This is a genomic window from Sphingomonas sp. SL1004 (genome assembly GCF_057815015.1).
The window spans coordinates 2,766,547-2,780,352 of the sequence record NZ_JBYMUX010000001.1; the positions used below are offsets into that span (position 1 = coordinate 2,766,547).

The window sequence follows — 13,806 nt, forward strand, 5'->3', positions numbered from 1 at the left end:
TGGCAAGCGCCAGCCACCTCCCCCTGGCGGGGGAGGAATACGAGCTGAGCGACGGCCTAGTTCGAAGGCTCGGCCAGCGGCGCGAACCGTGCGACCTGATGCCCCACCAGACGTAATTGCTCGATCACCGCAGGATCGTTCGCCCCACCTTCGTCGTCGAACTTCGTGATCTGCGTGTTGATCGCCGCGGCGAACGGCGTCGGCCAGCCGCGCAACGCATGGACGATCGAGCGCAGCGCCGCGATCGTACTGCCGGTCGCCTGCCATCCGTAAGCGGTCGCGATCAGCCCGACCGGCATATCCGCCAGATACGGCCGCTCCGGATCGCGCGCAGTCTCCTCGAGCAGGTCGAGCGCGTTCTTCACCACGCCCGAGATGCTGCCGTGATAGCCCGGGCTGGCGATGATCACCGCCGACGCCTCGCGCACCGCCGCCACGAACGCCTGTTCGTCGGGGGTGCGCGTCGTCGCCTTGGGATCGTAGAGCGGCAGGCGCGCCATGTCGGCACCGCCGAACATCTGCGTGCGATACCCCTGTTTCTCGACCGCATCGAGCGCGATCCGAAGCGCACGCTCGGTCGACGAAACGCCGCCTATCGTACCGCCTATGCCAACTACCAAGGGAAGAGTGTCGGAAGCGGCCACGGTTTCATCCTGTTCGAACGTCATCGCCATGCTCTTCCCCGTTTCGCCGCACGATGACAACAGGGCTTCGGTCCGTTCTCGTCATGCGATCATCGCCACGGGTCTTGCGACGGCGCTGTCGCTAAGCCCCTGTACACGTTAAGCATGCGCAAAGGCCGGATGCAGGCGCACAGGCTTGCCCGAGCTGTTATAGAACGATAATACACCCGATGTCCGCCGCTTGGCCGACCCGCTGGAACGATCCGATGCGCCCCGATCCCTTCGACACCAACCGTTCCAGTGGCTCGAGCGCGGGTAGCGACCGCGAGCCCTATGCCTATGAACGCGAGCGGCTAATCACCGAACGCGAACGCCTGCGCCAGAAATACGAGCGTGATCGCGACGGCGACGATCCCGAACCGTATGAGCGCGATCTTACCGACGCTTATGTCGCACCGCGCACACCACGCCGCTCCCGGCCGATCGGCCGCTGGGTGCTGCGCGGTACCGGGATCGGCATCGTTCTGCTGGTCGTGGCGGTCATCTGGCTGGCGATCACTGCGCCACTGTCGAAGTCGCTGCAGCCGCCGACTCCACCCTCGATCACGCTGACCGCGGACGACGGCACGCCGATCGCGCGACGTGGTGCGATCATCGGCAAGTCGGTCGATGCGGCCAAGCTGCCGCCGCACGTCACCCAGGCGTTTCTCGCAATCGAGGACCGGCGTTTCTATTCGCACTGGGGCGTCGATCCGCGCGGCATCGCCCGCGCGGCGTGGGCGAACCTGGGTTCGGGCGGAGTCCGCCAGGGTGGCTCGACGATCACGCAGCAGCTCGCCAAGAACGCGTTCCTCGATTCGGACCGCACTGCGACGCGCAAAATCCGCGAGGCGATGATCGCGTTCTGGCTCGAGGCCTGGCTGTCGAAGGACGAGATTCTCTCGCGCTATCTCTCGAACGTCTATTTCGGCGACAACACCTACGGGATCAGCGCGGCGGCCAAGCATTATTTCGGTCGCACCCCCGACAAGTTGAACGTGGGCCAGGCGGCGATGCTCGCCGGCTTGGTCAAGGCGCCATCGCGTCTCGCCCCCACGTCGAACCTCGAAGGCGCGCGCAAGCGGGAGGCCGTCGTGGTCGGCGCGATGGTGGACGCGGGCTTCCTCACCAAGGCGGAGGGCGACGCGGTCCAGCCGCAGCGCGTGCTCGGCAGCCGCCCGTCGCAGCTCCCCAACGGCACCTATTTCGCCGACTGGATCCTCCCCGAGGCGCGCGACCAGGCGGGCGAGATCAAGACCGAGGCGACCGTCCAGACGACGCTCGATCCGCGGCTACAGCGTGCGGCGGAACGCACTGTTGCGCGCGCGGGCCTGCGTGAAGCACAGGTCGCGCTGGTGGCGATGCGTCCCGATGGCCGCGTCGTCGCGATGGTCGGCGGCAAGAACTATGCGAAGAGCCCCTTCAACCGCGCCACCCAGGCACGGCGCCAGCCCGGCTCGACCTTCAAGCTGTTCGTGTACCTCGCCGCGATGCGCCAAGGGCTCACCCCCGATTCGACGATCGAGGACCGGCCGGTGACGATCGGCGACTGGACGCCGAAGAACGCCGACGGTCGCTATCAGGGGACGATCACGCTCCGCCAGGCGTTCGCGCGCTCGTCCAACGTGGCCGCGGCACGCCTCACCCAACAGGTCGGCGTGAAGGCGGTGATCAAGGCGGCGCGCGATCTCGGCATCTCGACGCCGATCCCGAGCGAGGCGACGATCGGCCTCGGCACCTCGACCGTATCGCTGCTCGAACTGACCGCCGCCTATGCCGCGATCGCGCGCGAGCAATATCCGGTCCAGCCGCGTGGCCTCGCCGACGTGCGCGAGAAGGGCTGGTACCAGTCGCTGACCGGCGGCGCGACCGAGATGCCGAGCAAGATCCACGACGAGATGCTCGACCTGCTCGCCGCCTCGATCCGCGACGGCACCGGGCGGCAGGCGAACCTGACGGTCGACGCGTTCGGCAAGACCGGCACGACGTCGGACAACAAGGACGCGCTGTTCGTCGGCTTCGCGCGCGATCTGGTGGTCGGCGTATGGGTCGGCAACGACGACAATTCCTCGAACCCCGGCCTGTCGGGCGGCGGAATCCCCGCACGGATCTGGCGCGACTTCATGCAGTCCGCGCTGGGCATCGCACCGGTCGCGGCACCGGCGCCAGCGGTGGAAGAGGTCGATCCCGATGCGCTCCCGGCGGACGACCAAGACAATTCGGTGTTGCCGTTGGGGGGCGAGATCGAGGGCCTTGGCTTCAACCTGAAGATGGGCGAGGACGGCACCATCTCCGTCGGCCCCTCCCGCCGCGACCGCGAAGAAGGCCCGCCACCACGCGACGATCGCCGTCCGCCGGAGGAAGAGCCTGGAGCTTACGAGGGGCAGTAGTTCGGCGATCGGCGCCGCCCAGCTACTCGACATCGCAGCCGTTTCGAACCACCCCGGCTACTTCCAACCACCCCGGCGGAGGCCGGGGCCCAATTGGAAAGGTCGCAGTAACGACGCGCAGTCCTTCGCCACTTACCGCCCCCAATTGGGCCCCGGCCTTCGCCGGGGTGGAAGAGTAGAACGGGATGCTCAACTCAGTGAGACGCCCCCGTTGACCTCACCACCGCATCGCAGCATGTCTCACCGATGCGCTTCTTCTCCGACAACGCCGCCACGATCCACCCCCACGTCATGGCCGCGATAGCCGCCGCCGACACGCTCGACACCGCCTATGCCGGCGACGCGTGGAGCCGGCAGCTCGATAGCCGTCTGTCGGACCTCTTCGAAACCCAGGTCGCCGTCCTCTGGGTCCCCACCGGCACCGCCGCCAACTGCCTCGCGCTCGCAGCGCTCTGTCCCCCGCACGGCGGCATCGTCTGTCACCGCGACGCGCACATCCAGAACGACGAGGGCGGCGCGCCCGAATTCTACACCCACGGCGCCAAGCTGTTCCTGGCCGAGGGCGACGGCGCGAAGATGACGCCCGACACGATCCGCACCGTGATCGACGCGATCGCCGACGACGTCCACCGCGTCCAGCCGCACGCGATCTCGATCACCAACGCCACCGAATATGGCCGCGTCTACCTTCCCCACGAAGTCGCCGCGATCGGCGCTCTCGCCAAAGAGCGAGGGCTCGGCTTCCACATGGATGGCGCGCGGTTCGCCAACGCCATGGTCCACGCCGGCTGCTCGCCCGCCGACATGACGTGGCGCGCGGGCGTCGACGCGCTCAGCTTCGGCTTCGTCAAGAACGGCGCGATGAGCGCGGAGGCGCTGGTCTTCTTCAAGCCCGACCTCGCCGCCGTCACGCAATACCGCCGCAAGCGCGCAGGCCTGCTCCTGTCGAAGGGGCGGTATCTCGCCGCGCAGATCCTCGCGATGCTCGACGACGATCTCTGGCTCGCCAACGCCAGGGCCGCAAACGACGCTGCCGCCAAACTTGCCGCCGCGGCCGGCGACCGCCTCGTCCACCCGGTCGAAGCGAACGAAGTCTTCCTTCGCGCCACCCCCGAGGAAGCCGCCGCCCTCCGCGCGAAGGGCTTCGACTTCTACGACTGGGCGGCGGGCGAAATCCGGCTCGTCACCGCCTGGGACAGCCCGGCGGACGCGGTCGCCCTCCTCGCCGACGCGATCCTGGAGTTATGACTTCCGGCCCGACCGATCCTCCCCAGTCGACTCGCGCTGCTGTGCTGATCCCGTTCGGCATCGTCACGCTGATCTGGGGCTCGACATGGCTCGTCATCCGCGACCAGATCGCGGTCGTGCCGCCGAGCTGGTCGATCAGTTACCGTTTTCTCGTCGCCGGAATCGCGATGGCGATCTACGCGGGGATCAAGCGCGAGAGCTTCCGATTCGACGCGCGCGGCTACGCGTTTGCGGCCGTGATCGGCATCGCGCTGTTCACGCTAAACTTCAACTTCGTCTACCGCGCCGAGCACTACGTCACCTCCGGCCTCGTAGCCGTAGTGTTCGCCCTCCTGCTCGTCCCCAACGCGATCTTCGGCCGCATCTTCCTCAAGCAACGCCTGGGACGGCAGCTCATGGTCGGGTGCGCGGTCGCGATGGCCGGGGTCGCTTTGCTGTTCGTGAACGAAGCGCGGGTCGACCCGCATGGCCCGCGCTCGGCGACGATCGGCATCGTCCTGACGCTGTGCGGCGTGATGGCCGCATCGGTCGCCAACGTCATCCAGGGCAGCGCGTTCGCGAAACGCTATCCGATGGCACCGACGCTCGCGATGGCGATGCTGATCGGCGCGAGCCTCGACGCGGCGTTCGCCTGGATCACCACCGGGCCGCCGGTGTTCGAGCCGCGCTTCGGCTATGTCGCAGGCATCCTCTATCTCGGCGTGTTCGCCTCGGCGCTCGCCTTCCCGCTCTATTTCAACGTCATCCGCGCGATCGGCCCGGCCAAGGCAGCCTATTCGGGCGTGATCGTACCGGTGATCGCGATGCTGCTATCGACGATCTTCGAGCATTATCATTGGTCGACGCTGGCCGTCGCCGGCGCAATATTGTCCGGCATCGGCCTCGTCATCGCGCTCAGCGCACGCAGGCCCGCACGGTAATCCGGCCAAGCGGGCGTCCAGCCGAGCACCCGCTTCGCCTTGCCGTTCGCCACCCGCCGGTTCTCGTTATAAAAGCCGCGCCCCATCGCCGAGAGTTCCTCGAGCGTCACGAAGGGCGGTGCCGGCATCCCGAGCAGCATCGCCGCGAACGCCACGACGTCGTTCTGCGACGCGGGCACGTCGTCCGCGAGGTTATACGCCCCCGCCGGCGCATCGAACCCGGCGATCACGCCCGAAACGATATCGTCGACATGCGCGCGACTGAACACCTGGCCGGGTTGCTCGATCCTGTGCGCCTTGCCCTGCCGCACCCTGTCGAGCGGGGAGCGGCCGGGGCCATAGATCCCCGGCAACCGGAACGTCCGCGCACCGATCGCCAGCCAGTCCGCATCCGCCGCCGCCCGCGCGCTCCTGCGACCGCCACCAATCGGCGCCGTCTCGTCGACCCACGCGCCCTGCGCATCGCCGTAAACCCCGGTCGACGACAGATACCCTAGCCACGCACGCGTCCGCAGCAACAGCGAACCGTAGCGACCCAGCACGGGGTCCGCCTCATGCTCGGGCGGCACCGACGACAGGATATGCGTCGCCGCCGCGATCTCCGCCGTCACCGCATCCACATCGTCGAACCGGAGCGTATCGCCGCGACCGTCGCGCGTCGTACCGACGACATGCCAGCCGTCCGCCGCCAGCCGCTCGGCGAGCCGAGACGCGGTGTAGCCGAGACCGAAGACCAGCAGGCGGCTCATACGATCAGCTCCCCGCCCCGGTGGGCGCCATCGGCCCCTTGTAGAGCGTCCCGAAATAATCGCCCGCATTCCACACCGGCCGCTGCGCCCCATCGGCGATCTCGCGCGCGATCCGGTAGTTCGCATCGACGAACCGCACGCCCTGATCCCACATAATCGGCTGCGTCAAATCGTCTGACGGCTTATGATAATTGTTCGCCATGAAATACGCGACCGCGGCCTTGCCCGGCCCCTTCTGACCCGGCCACAGGAACACCGCCGGAATGCCCTTCTGAACGAAGCGGAAGTGATCCGAGCGGACGAAGATGCCTTCCTCCGGCATCGGATCGGGCGACAGGCCGACGCCGATCGCCGCCACCGCCTTCTGGACGATAGGACCGATCGTCGAGCGCTCGGCGCCGAACACGACCATGTCCTCGAACTTGTAGGTCAGGATCGGCATGTCGAGGTTCACGTCGGCGACGATCGAGGTCAGCGGCACGGTCGGGTGATTGGTAAAGTAATCGCTGCCGACCAGCCCCTTCTCCTCGCCTGTGACGGCCAGGAACAAGATCGTGCGCTTGGGCCCCTGCCCGCTGGCCGTGAAACGCTTGGCCTCCTCGATCAGGCTGGCGATGCCGATCGCATTGTCGAGCGCGCCGTTGTTGAGCGCGTCGCCCTTGATAGGCTTGGTAATGCCGATGTGATCGAGATGCGCCGACAACACGACGACCTCCTTGCCGACCACCGGATCGCTGCCGGGGATCACGCCGACGACGTTGCTGCTCGCGGCGGGGACGAAGCTCGTCCTGGTCGCAACGGTCAGCGTACCGACCAGCGGCATCGACTTGAACTTCGCGTTGTCGCTATCCGCCTGCTTCACGATCCGGCTCCAAGGCGTCTTCGCACCGGCGAATAGCTTCGCCGCGCCGACCATGCTGACGGTGCCGAGCGACGGAGCGCCGGGCGCATCGACCTTGCCGGTGCCGTCGGGATTCGCCCACGTCATCCGCGGCGTCGCATAGGAGTCCGCCAGCTTGCCGAACGTCCGCACCTTCGCCGAGCGCGGGCTCTCCAGCGTGATCACGCCGACCGCGCCCTTGGCCTGCGCGATTGCCGCCTTGGTCCCGCCCGACCCGAAGAACGCGCGCTCCTCGCCGCCGAACCGCGCGGGCGAGCCGCCGAAATAGGCGACGATCTTACCGCGCACGTCGACGCCCTTGTAATCGTCCTGGCCATATTGCGACGCGTCGATGCCGTAGCCGACGAACACCACGGGCGCCGAAACGCTGGTCTCCGCCTTCGCGCCGTTCGCGGCGGGGACGTAATCCTCACCGAACACGAGCGGCTGCGCAGCTCCGCGACCGGTCCAGACGAAATCGCCCTTGCTCGCCGCCTTGTACGACACCAGCGGTACTTTCTGGAGATACCCGCCCTGATCGCCACCGGGACGAAGCCCCGCCGCATAGAATTGCGCGGCGACATATTGCGCGGCGATGTCGAACTCGGGGCTGCCAGCTTCGCGACCCTTCATCGCATCCGACGCGAGGAACAGCACATGCGCCTTCATCGCCGCCTGATCGGCCGGCAGCGGCGCTGCAAGCTTGGCGTTCAACGCGGCGATATTCGGAGCCGTCGCCGGTGCAGGTGCGGGAAGGGTCTGCGGCGCGGTCTGCGCCAGGGCGGACGTAGAAAGCGCGAGCAACGCGAGCGCGCCGAGAGGACGATACATCCGGAAATCCTTGCAAAGGGAACGTGTTGCAGCGGCGTAGCATCCACCGTCACCCGCGCAAGCTTTGGGTCTTGGGACTTCGGAAAGAAGGACCCTGCCCGGCGGAGGGGAACCACCCCGGCGGAGGCCGGGGCCCATTTGGGGGACGGCGCTGACGACGATGGCGCTCCGTTACTGCAACCTTTCCAACTGGACCCCGGCCTCCGCCGGGGAGGTGCAAGTGCTCTGATGGGATGCGGTCAAGCTTTGTCTGGTGATAGCAAGCCACAGCCCTATATTCGCAAACATATGCTCGATATCCAGAACAGTCTCGCCAACCCGCTCGTCATTCGCCGCGAGGACTATACCCCGCCCGAGTGGCTGGTCCCCGAGACGAAACTGGAGTTCGACCTCGATCCCTCCACCGCCCGCGTAACGGCAACATTGTCGGTGACGCGCAACGGCGATCACGACGCGCCGCTGCGGCTCGACGGCGCGGGCCAGAAGCCGCTCTCGGTCACGGTCGATGGCGTGGCGATCAACGACTGGCGGATCGAGGGCGAACAGCTCGTCATCCCCCTTACCGGCGCCGCGCATGTCATCGAAACGCAGGTCGAGATCGCCCCCGATCGCAACACGCAATTGATGGGGCTCTACGCCTCGGGCGGCAATCTCTGCACCCAGTGCGAGGCGGAAGGCTTCCGCCGCATCACCTATTTCCCCGACCGCCCCGACGTGCTCAGCATCTATTCGGTCCGGATGACCGCGGACAGGAAGCACTTCCCGGTATTGCTCGCAAACGGCGATCCGGTCGCGCAGGGCGATCTCGACGACGGCCGCCACTGGGCGACCTGGCACGATCCGTTCCCCAAGCCGTCGTACCTGTTCGCGCTGGTCGCCGGCGACCTCGCGGTGAACCGCAGCAGCTTCACGACCATGTCGGGCCGCGAGGTGTCGCTCGGCATCTGGGTGCGCGAGGCCGACCTGCCCAAGACCGACCACGCGTTGAAGGCGCTCGAGCTCGCAATGGCGTGGGATGAGACGACCTATGGCCGCGAATACGACCTCGACGTGTTCAACATCGTCGCGGTCGATGATTTCAACTTCGGCGCGATGGAGAACAAGGGCCTCAACATCTTCAACTCGCGCTATATCCTGGCCGACCCGGATACCGCGACCGATTACGATTACGACGCGATCGCCGCGGTCGTCGCGCACGAATATTTCCACAACTGGTCGGGCAACCGGATCACCTGCCGCGACTGGTTCCAGCTGTCGTTGAAGGAAGGCTTCACGGTCTACCGCGACCAAGGCTTCTCCGCCGATCAGGGCTCGCGCGCGGTCAAGCGGATCGAGGACGTCCGCGGCCTGCGCGCCTCGCAATTCCCCGAGGATTCGGGCCCGCTCGCGCATCCGGTACGCCCTGAATCGTACCAGGAGATCTCGAACTTCTACACAGCCACGATCTACAACAAGGGCGCCGAGCTGATCCGGATGATGGCTGCGATCCTCGGACCGGAGGGTTTCCGCGCGGGCACCGACCTGTATTTCGATCGCTATGACGGCACGGCGGCGACCTGCGAGGATTTCGTCACCTCGATGGAAAAAGGCGGCAAGGTCGACCTCACCCAGTTCCGCCTCTGGTATTCGCAGGCGGGCACGCCGCGTGTTTCCGCGAGCCTTTCGCAGGACGGCGATCGCGCGACGCTGCGTCTGGCCCAGCAGGTACCCGCGACGCCTGGCCAGCCGGTGAAGTCGCCGATGGTCCTGCCGTTGCGCATCAAGCTGTTCGGCGCGGAGTCGGGCGCGGCGTTGACTGACGAACGCCTCGTCCTGTTCAACGACACGCTCGACACGGTCGTGTTCGAGGGTCTCGCCGAGCGCGCCGTGCTGTCGATCAACCGCGGCTTCTCGGCTCCGGTCGTGGTTGAGAGCGACCGCACCGCCGCAGACTTAGCCTTCCTGAGCGCGCACGACGACGATCCGTTCGCGCGCTACGAGGCGATGCAGCAATTGATGCTCGACACGCTGGTCGCCTCGGCGAGCGGGCATGCCGATCACGAGGCCGTGATTGCGGCGGTCGCCAACACCCTCGCCAATACCGATCTTGATCTCGCCTTCGTCGCCGAGGCCGTGCTGCTGCCGTCGGAGAGCTTCATCGGCGACCAGATGGCCATCGTCGATCCCGACGCGATCTTCCGTGCGCGCGAGGCACTGCGCCGCGATCTCGGCACGCGGCTGGAGGCGCAATGGCGGCAGGCTTACGCGCGGGGTGAGGGCCAGCCCTACGCCTACACGCCCGAGGGCAAGGGCCTGCGTCGCCTGCGGACCGTCGCGCTCAGCTATATCGCAGCGAGCGGTGCGGCGGATGCGGCGGACCTCGCGTTCGCGCAGTTCGATTCGGCGGACAACATGACCGACCGGATGGGCGCGCTGACGACGCTGGTGAGCAGCGAGTCCGAGATCCGCACCACCGCGCTCGACATCTTTTACAGCCAATATTGCGACAATCCGCTGGTGCTCGACAAGTGGTTCCAGGCTCAAGCGCAGTCGTCGCGCGACGATACCGGTGCGATTGTCGCGGGGCTGGCCGAGCATGCCGACTTCACCCTGACCAACCCCAACCGCGCGCGATCGCTGATCGGTGCGTTCGGCGCGAACCAGCGGGCTTTCAATAATGCCGACGGGAGCGGGTATCGATTCCTGGCGGACCAGCTGATCGCGCTCGACCGCCTGAACCCGCAGACCGCCGCGAAGCTCCTGCCGCCGCTCGGCCGCTGGCGCCGATTCGATGCGGCGCGCGCCGAACTGATGCGCGCGGAACTGGAGCGGATCGTCCGGACGCCGGGGCTGTCGAAGGACCTGTTCGAACAGGCGTCGAAGAGTTTGGAAGGCTGAACCTGATCCTCCCCCGCCAGGGGGAGGTGGCTGGCCCTTGCCAGACGGAGGGGGAGGACAGCGATTACCGCTGTTGCGGCGTCCTCCCCCTCCGTCGCCTTCGGCGCCACCTCCCCCTAGCGGGGGAGGATCGTGGACCACATCGACTTACCGCCGGCTCGCGAAAAACTCTCGCAGGATGCCCGCCGCCTCGGTCTCCGCAATCCCTGCGTAAATCTCAGGCCGATGATGACACGTCGGCTGACCAAAGAACCGCGGCCCATGTTCGACCGCCCCGCCCTTCGCATCCGCCGCTCCATAATAGAGCCGCGCAATCCGTGAATGCGCGATCGCCCCGGCACACATCGCGCAGGGCTCCAGCGTCACCCAAAGGTCGCACCCCTCGAGCCGGTCACTCCCCAAAACCAGAGCAGCAGTGCGAATCGCCTGAATCTCGGCATGCGCAGTCGGATCGGACAACGTCCGCGGCGCATTGGCGCCTACCGCGATAATCACCCCGTCCTTCACGACAACGGCGCCGACCGGGACTTCCCCAGCCAGCGCCGCGTTGCGAGCCGCGTCGAGCGCGCGGCGCATGGGATCGGGGACCGGGAACATGGCTTCAAGCCCTGCCCCGCGCGTGCCCGCCCGTAAAGCTCAGTTCGGCGCCTGGCTGTTGGCCGGCTTCTCGACGTTGATCGTCGGCACGGCCACGGTCTTGTTCTCGGTGCCGAGCGTGACCTTGGCGACGTCCGCCTGGAACTTCGGCGCCTGGACGACACCCTGGCGGGTCTGGTCGATGTTGATGATCCCGAAATACATCAGCGCGACTACAACCAGCACGACGATCGCGAGCAGCGACAAGAGCGTACGCATAGGACATCCCCTTTTCTTGAACAGTTCGATAGCGTAACAACGTCGCCGAGCGCTGCCGGTTGCACAACACGTTTTACGTGAATCGGTTGACGAAAGCCGGCGTGCCAGCTATCCGCGCGCCTTTCCGGGGTTCCTCCCGACACTTGAATAGGTAATCACATGTCGCGCATCTGCGAACTGACCGGCAAGGGCCGGATGGTCGGGAACAACGTCTCCCACGCCAACAACAAGACCAAGCGCACGTTCCTGCCGAACCTGCAGAACGTCACGCTGCTGTCCGATTCGCTCGAAAAGGGCGTCAAGCTGCGCGTCTCGACGCACGGCCTGCGCACCGTCGAGCATAATGGCGGCCTCGACAACTGGCTGGTGAAGGTTTCGGACGACAAGCTGTCGCTCCGCGTTCGTCGCCTGAAGCGCGAAGTCGTGAAGAAGATCGCAGCCTCGGCAGTCGCCGCCTAACAGCGACGGTTGAAGGTCGCCGCGTTACAGCGGCGGGCAAGAACGATCACCGCGGCCCGCCCTGCTCATTGCAGGGCGGGCCGTTGGCGTTTGTGCGTGTATCTGGGATTGGCGTGAGCTCGTGTCTTGCACCGGACAACCCAACCCTGGCGGCAGCCTACTCTCCACCCCTACCCCCATCCGTCACCCCCAACCGTCACCCGAGCGAAAGCTGGGGCATCCCGTTTGGTAAGCGCAACGGCCCGAACGGGGAGATCCCAGCTTCCGCTGGGATAACAGGTGAGGGGTAGGACGGGCGACCGATTCGCCCGGCCGCTACTGAAGCCGGAACTTCAGCAACAACGTCCGCTGCAGAAACATCTGGTTGTCGTCCGACACGATCCACACGATCGTCGCGCCGTTCTCGATGGTCGTGTCGATCCCCTCGAAATTATCGTGGATCAGCGGCGCGTCGATCGTCGCGATCAACCGCCCTCGCGCGATTCGCCCTGTCGCCACCTCCTGCGCCGCGACCCGCGATATCCGCGCCGAGAACGTGAACGGCAGCCGGAAACCGCGATCCAGCACGAGCAAGTCGCCATTCGGCAGCGCAGTCACGTCCGACGGGTCGTACCGGCCATAGGGTTCGTACGCGAATCGGGTCGGCAACCCCGCCCCTGTCGGATCGCCCGCGAAGATCAGCGCCTGGCGCGTGTGCAGCCGCTCCTCCTCCGACCCGGTCCAATCCGGTCGACGCGCATGTGCTTCCTCGCTGATGACGACGAATCGCCCGTCGGGCAGGTGGGCCAGCGATTCGGGGCCGCCGTTCGCCGGCCATTTGCGCATAGCCTCGGGGCTCACCCGCGCTTCGTACCGCGCGAACCCGGGCGAATAGCGCCAGATCGAATTGCTATCCTCGAAGCCGACCCAGATCTTGCCCGTCATCGGATCGATCGCCATCGATTCGCTGTCGCGGTCGCGCTTCTCCCAGCCGATGCCGGGGCCGGCGGGCAAGTTGGTGAAGGCGATGCGGTGCGGGCGCCAGTCCGGCCCCATGTCGAACTGGACGACGTTGCCGCCGTCGCTGAGCAGCGTGAATCGATTCCCGGTGACCGCCGGATTGACGTCGAGCGACGAGAACCCGCCGAACGCGCGATCGCGGCTGGCGAGCGCCACGCCGCCAAGATAGGTGAGCCCGCCGACGCGGACGTGCCGGGGATTCGTGCGATCGAGCATCACCCGCGTCGCGGTCAGCTGGGCCCGCTTGCCGAGCAGGTCGAGCCGCGCTTCGCCCGACCAGGTCGGCACGATCGCGCAGACGCTGACGCCGACGAACAGGATGGTGAGCAGGCGCCGCATCGCGCCCTAATAGGGACTCGCGCCGCGCACGGAAGCATGAACGGAGGATAACGGAGGCATTCAGGCTCGGCTCAATGCGAATCACCCATAAGCGTCTCATCGAGGATGGAAGCACGGCCGACGCCGCCGCCGAAATCCCCAACGGGAGACGCACGATGTTCAAGACTTTTACGCTCGCCGCCAGTGCCCTCGCATTGGGTGCGACTGCCCTCGTTCCTGCCGCCGCCGAGGCGCAGCGTTATGGCTCGCGCTACGAGCGCGGCTACGATGGCTATCAGAATGGCGGCTACGATCGTGGCTATCGCGAGTATCGCGGCAACGATCGCCGTTACAATTACAACGCCCGCAGCCGTCGCGGTTGCGACAACAGCGGCGGCACGATCATCGGCGCGCTCGCCGGCGGCCTGCTCGGTCACACGATCGCCGGCCGTGGTGACCGGACGCTCGGCGCAGTGCTTGGCGCAGCCGGCGGTGGCCTCGCCGGCAACGCGATCGATAAGTCGGATAACCCCCGGTATTGCCGGCGCTAGGCCCGGCAACGCCCGGGCCGCTGCAAGCGAAAGCGAGCAGCGCCGGCACGGACGGCGGGCAGGCATA

12 protein-coding genes are annotated in these 13,806 nt (G+C 66.7%); 6 read left to right on the top strand and 6 right to left on the bottom strand.

Features of this window, described 5'->3' with window-relative positions:
- Positions 1-56 precede the first annotated feature (56 nt).
- On the bottom strand, positions 57-668 hold the full coding sequence (locus tag AC3D24_RS12445) for an NADPH-dependent FMN reductase (protein WP_489031067.1): 612 nt from the start codon (positions 666-668) through the stop codon (positions 57-59).
- Positions 669-889: 221 nt separating this feature from the next.
- On the opposite strand from AC3D24_RS12445, the gene AC3D24_RS12450 reads away from it, so the two are divergent.
- The 3 genes from AC3D24_RS12450 to AC3D24_RS12460 all read left to right on the top strand — a co-directional run bounded on the left by AC3D24_RS12450 (position 890) and on the right by AC3D24_RS12460 (position 5,220).
- Complete coding sequence (locus tag AC3D24_RS12450) at positions 890-3,052, top strand: transglycosylase domain-containing protein (protein WP_489031069.1); 2,163 nt, start codon at positions 890-892, stop codon at positions 3,050-3,052.
- Between the two features lie 246 nt (positions 3,053-3,298).
- Complete coding sequence (locus tag AC3D24_RS12455) at positions 3,299-4,300, top strand: threonine aldolase family protein (protein WP_489031071.1); 1,002 nt, start codon at positions 3,299-3,301, stop codon at positions 4,298-4,300.
- The gene (locus tag AC3D24_RS12460; protein ID WP_489031073.1) at positions 4,297-5,220 is read left to right on the top strand and encodes a DMT family transporter; all 924 of its coding nucleotides are present in this window, start codon (positions 4,297-4,299) and stop codon (positions 5,218-5,220) included. The genes AC3D24_RS12455 and AC3D24_RS12460 overlap by 4 nt, the downstream gene beginning before the upstream one ends.
- On the opposite strand, the gene AC3D24_RS12465 is transcribed toward AC3D24_RS12460, so the two are convergent.
- Both AC3D24_RS12465 and AC3D24_RS12470 read right to left on the bottom strand, forming a co-directional pair.
- A complete protein-coding gene (locus tag AC3D24_RS12465) occupies positions 5,133-5,969 on the bottom strand; it encodes a Rossmann-fold NAD(P)-binding domain-containing protein (protein ID WP_489031075.1) in 837 nt (278 codons plus the stop codon). The genes AC3D24_RS12460 and AC3D24_RS12465 overlap by 88 nt on opposite strands.
- A 4-nt stretch (positions 5,970-5,973) precedes the next feature.
- Positions 5,974-7,680 carry a M28 family metallopeptidase gene (locus tag AC3D24_RS12470; protein ID WP_489031077.1) on the bottom strand — a complete coding sequence of 569 codons (1,707 nt, stop codon included), beginning with the start codon at positions 7,678-7,680 and terminating at the stop codon, positions 5,974-5,976.
- Between the two features lie 288 nt (positions 7,681-7,968).
- On the opposite strand from AC3D24_RS12470, the gene pepN reads away from it, so the two are divergent.
- On the top strand, positions 7,969-10,557 hold the full coding sequence (gene pepN / locus AC3D24_RS12475; protein ID WP_489031079.1) for an aminopeptidase N: 2,589 nt from the start codon (positions 7,969-7,971) through the stop codon (positions 10,555-10,557).
- Positions 10,558-10,704: 147 nt separating this feature from the next.
- Here pepN and AC3D24_RS12480 read toward each other — a convergent pair whose 3' ends face one another.
- Together AC3D24_RS12480 and AC3D24_RS12485 are read right to left on the bottom strand one after the other, a co-directional pair.
- The gene (locus AC3D24_RS12480) at positions 10,705-11,154 is read right to left on the bottom strand and encodes a nucleoside deaminase (RefSeq protein WP_489031081.1); all 450 of its coding nucleotides are present in this window, start codon (positions 11,152-11,154) and stop codon (positions 10,705-10,707) included.
- Between the two features lie 39 nt (positions 11,155-11,193).
- Positions 11,194-11,412, bottom strand: coding sequence for a hypothetical protein (locus tag AC3D24_RS12485; protein ID WP_489031083.1), 219 nt, complete (start codon positions 11,410-11,412; stop codon positions 11,194-11,196).
- Between the two features lie 159 nt (positions 11,413-11,571).
- Here AC3D24_RS12485 and rpmB point away from each other — a divergent pair, with 159 nt between their 5' ends.
- The gene (gene rpmB, locus AC3D24_RS12490; protein ID WP_056053386.1) at positions 11,572-11,871 is read left to right on the top strand and encodes a 50S ribosomal protein L28; all 300 of its coding nucleotides are present in this window, start codon (positions 11,572-11,574) and stop codon (positions 11,869-11,871) included.
- Between the two features lie 315 nt (positions 11,872-12,186).
- Here the strand turns inward: rpmB and AC3D24_RS12495 are convergent, their stop codons facing one another.
- Positions 12,187-13,209, bottom strand: coding sequence for an esterase-like activity of phytase family protein (locus AC3D24_RS12495; RefSeq protein ID WP_489031086.1), 1,023 nt, complete (start codon positions 13,207-13,209; stop codon positions 12,187-12,189).
- Positions 13,210-13,364: 155 nt separating this feature from the next.
- Here AC3D24_RS12495 and AC3D24_RS12500 point away from each other — a divergent pair, with 155 nt between their 5' ends.
- Positions 13,365-13,739 carry a glycine zipper 2TM domain-containing protein gene (locus AC3D24_RS12500; RefSeq protein WP_489031088.1) on the top strand — a complete coding sequence of 125 codons (375 nt, stop codon included), beginning with the start codon at positions 13,365-13,367 and terminating at the stop codon, positions 13,737-13,739.
- The last annotated feature ends 67 nt before the right edge of the window (positions 13,740-13,806 follow it).

Coding starts and splice junctions, on each gene's coding strand:
- AC3D24_RS12460 (WP_489031073.1), top strand. CDS start 4,297: ATGACTTCCGGCCCGACCGATCCTCCCCAGTCGACTCGCGCTGCTGTG.
- pepN (WP_489031079.1), top strand. CDS start 7,969: ATGCTCGATATCCAGAACAGTCTCGCCAACCCGCTCGTCATTCGCCGC.
- AC3D24_RS12465 (WP_489031075.1), bottom strand. CDS start 5,969: ATGAGCCGCCTGCTGGTCTTCGGTCTCGGCTACACCGCGTCTCGGCTC.
- AC3D24_RS12480 (WP_489031081.1), bottom strand. CDS start 11,154: ATGTTCCCGGTCCCCGATCCCATGCGCCGCGCGCTCGACGCGGCTCGC.
- AC3D24_RS12450 (WP_489031069.1), top strand. CDS start 890: ATGCGCCCCGATCCCTTCGACACCAACCGTTCCAGTGGCTCGAGCGCG.
- rpmB (WP_056053386.1), top strand. CDS start 11,572: ATGTCGCGCATCTGCGAACTGACCGGCAAGGGCCGGATGGTCGGGAAC.
- AC3D24_RS12470 (WP_489031077.1), bottom strand. CDS start 7,680: ATGTATCGTCCTCTCGGCGCGCTCGCGTTGCTCGCGCTTTCTACGTCC.
- AC3D24_RS12455 (WP_489031071.1), top strand. CDS start 3,299: ATGCGCTTCTTCTCCGACAACGCCGCCACGATCCACCCCCACGTCATG.
- AC3D24_RS12495 (WP_489031086.1), bottom strand. CDS start 13,209: ATGCGGCGCCTGCTCACCATCCTGTTCGTCGGCGTCAGCGTCTGCGCG.
- AC3D24_RS12485 (WP_489031083.1), bottom strand. CDS start 11,412: ATGCGTACGCTCTTGTCGCTGCTCGCGATCGTCGTGCTGGTTGTAGTC.
- AC3D24_RS12500 (WP_489031088.1), top strand. CDS start 13,365: ATGTTCAAGACTTTTACGCTCGCCGCCAGTGCCCTCGCATTGGGTGCG.
- AC3D24_RS12445 (WP_489031067.1), bottom strand. CDS start 668: ATGACGTTCGAACAGGATGAAACCGTGGCCGCTTCCGACACTCTTCCC.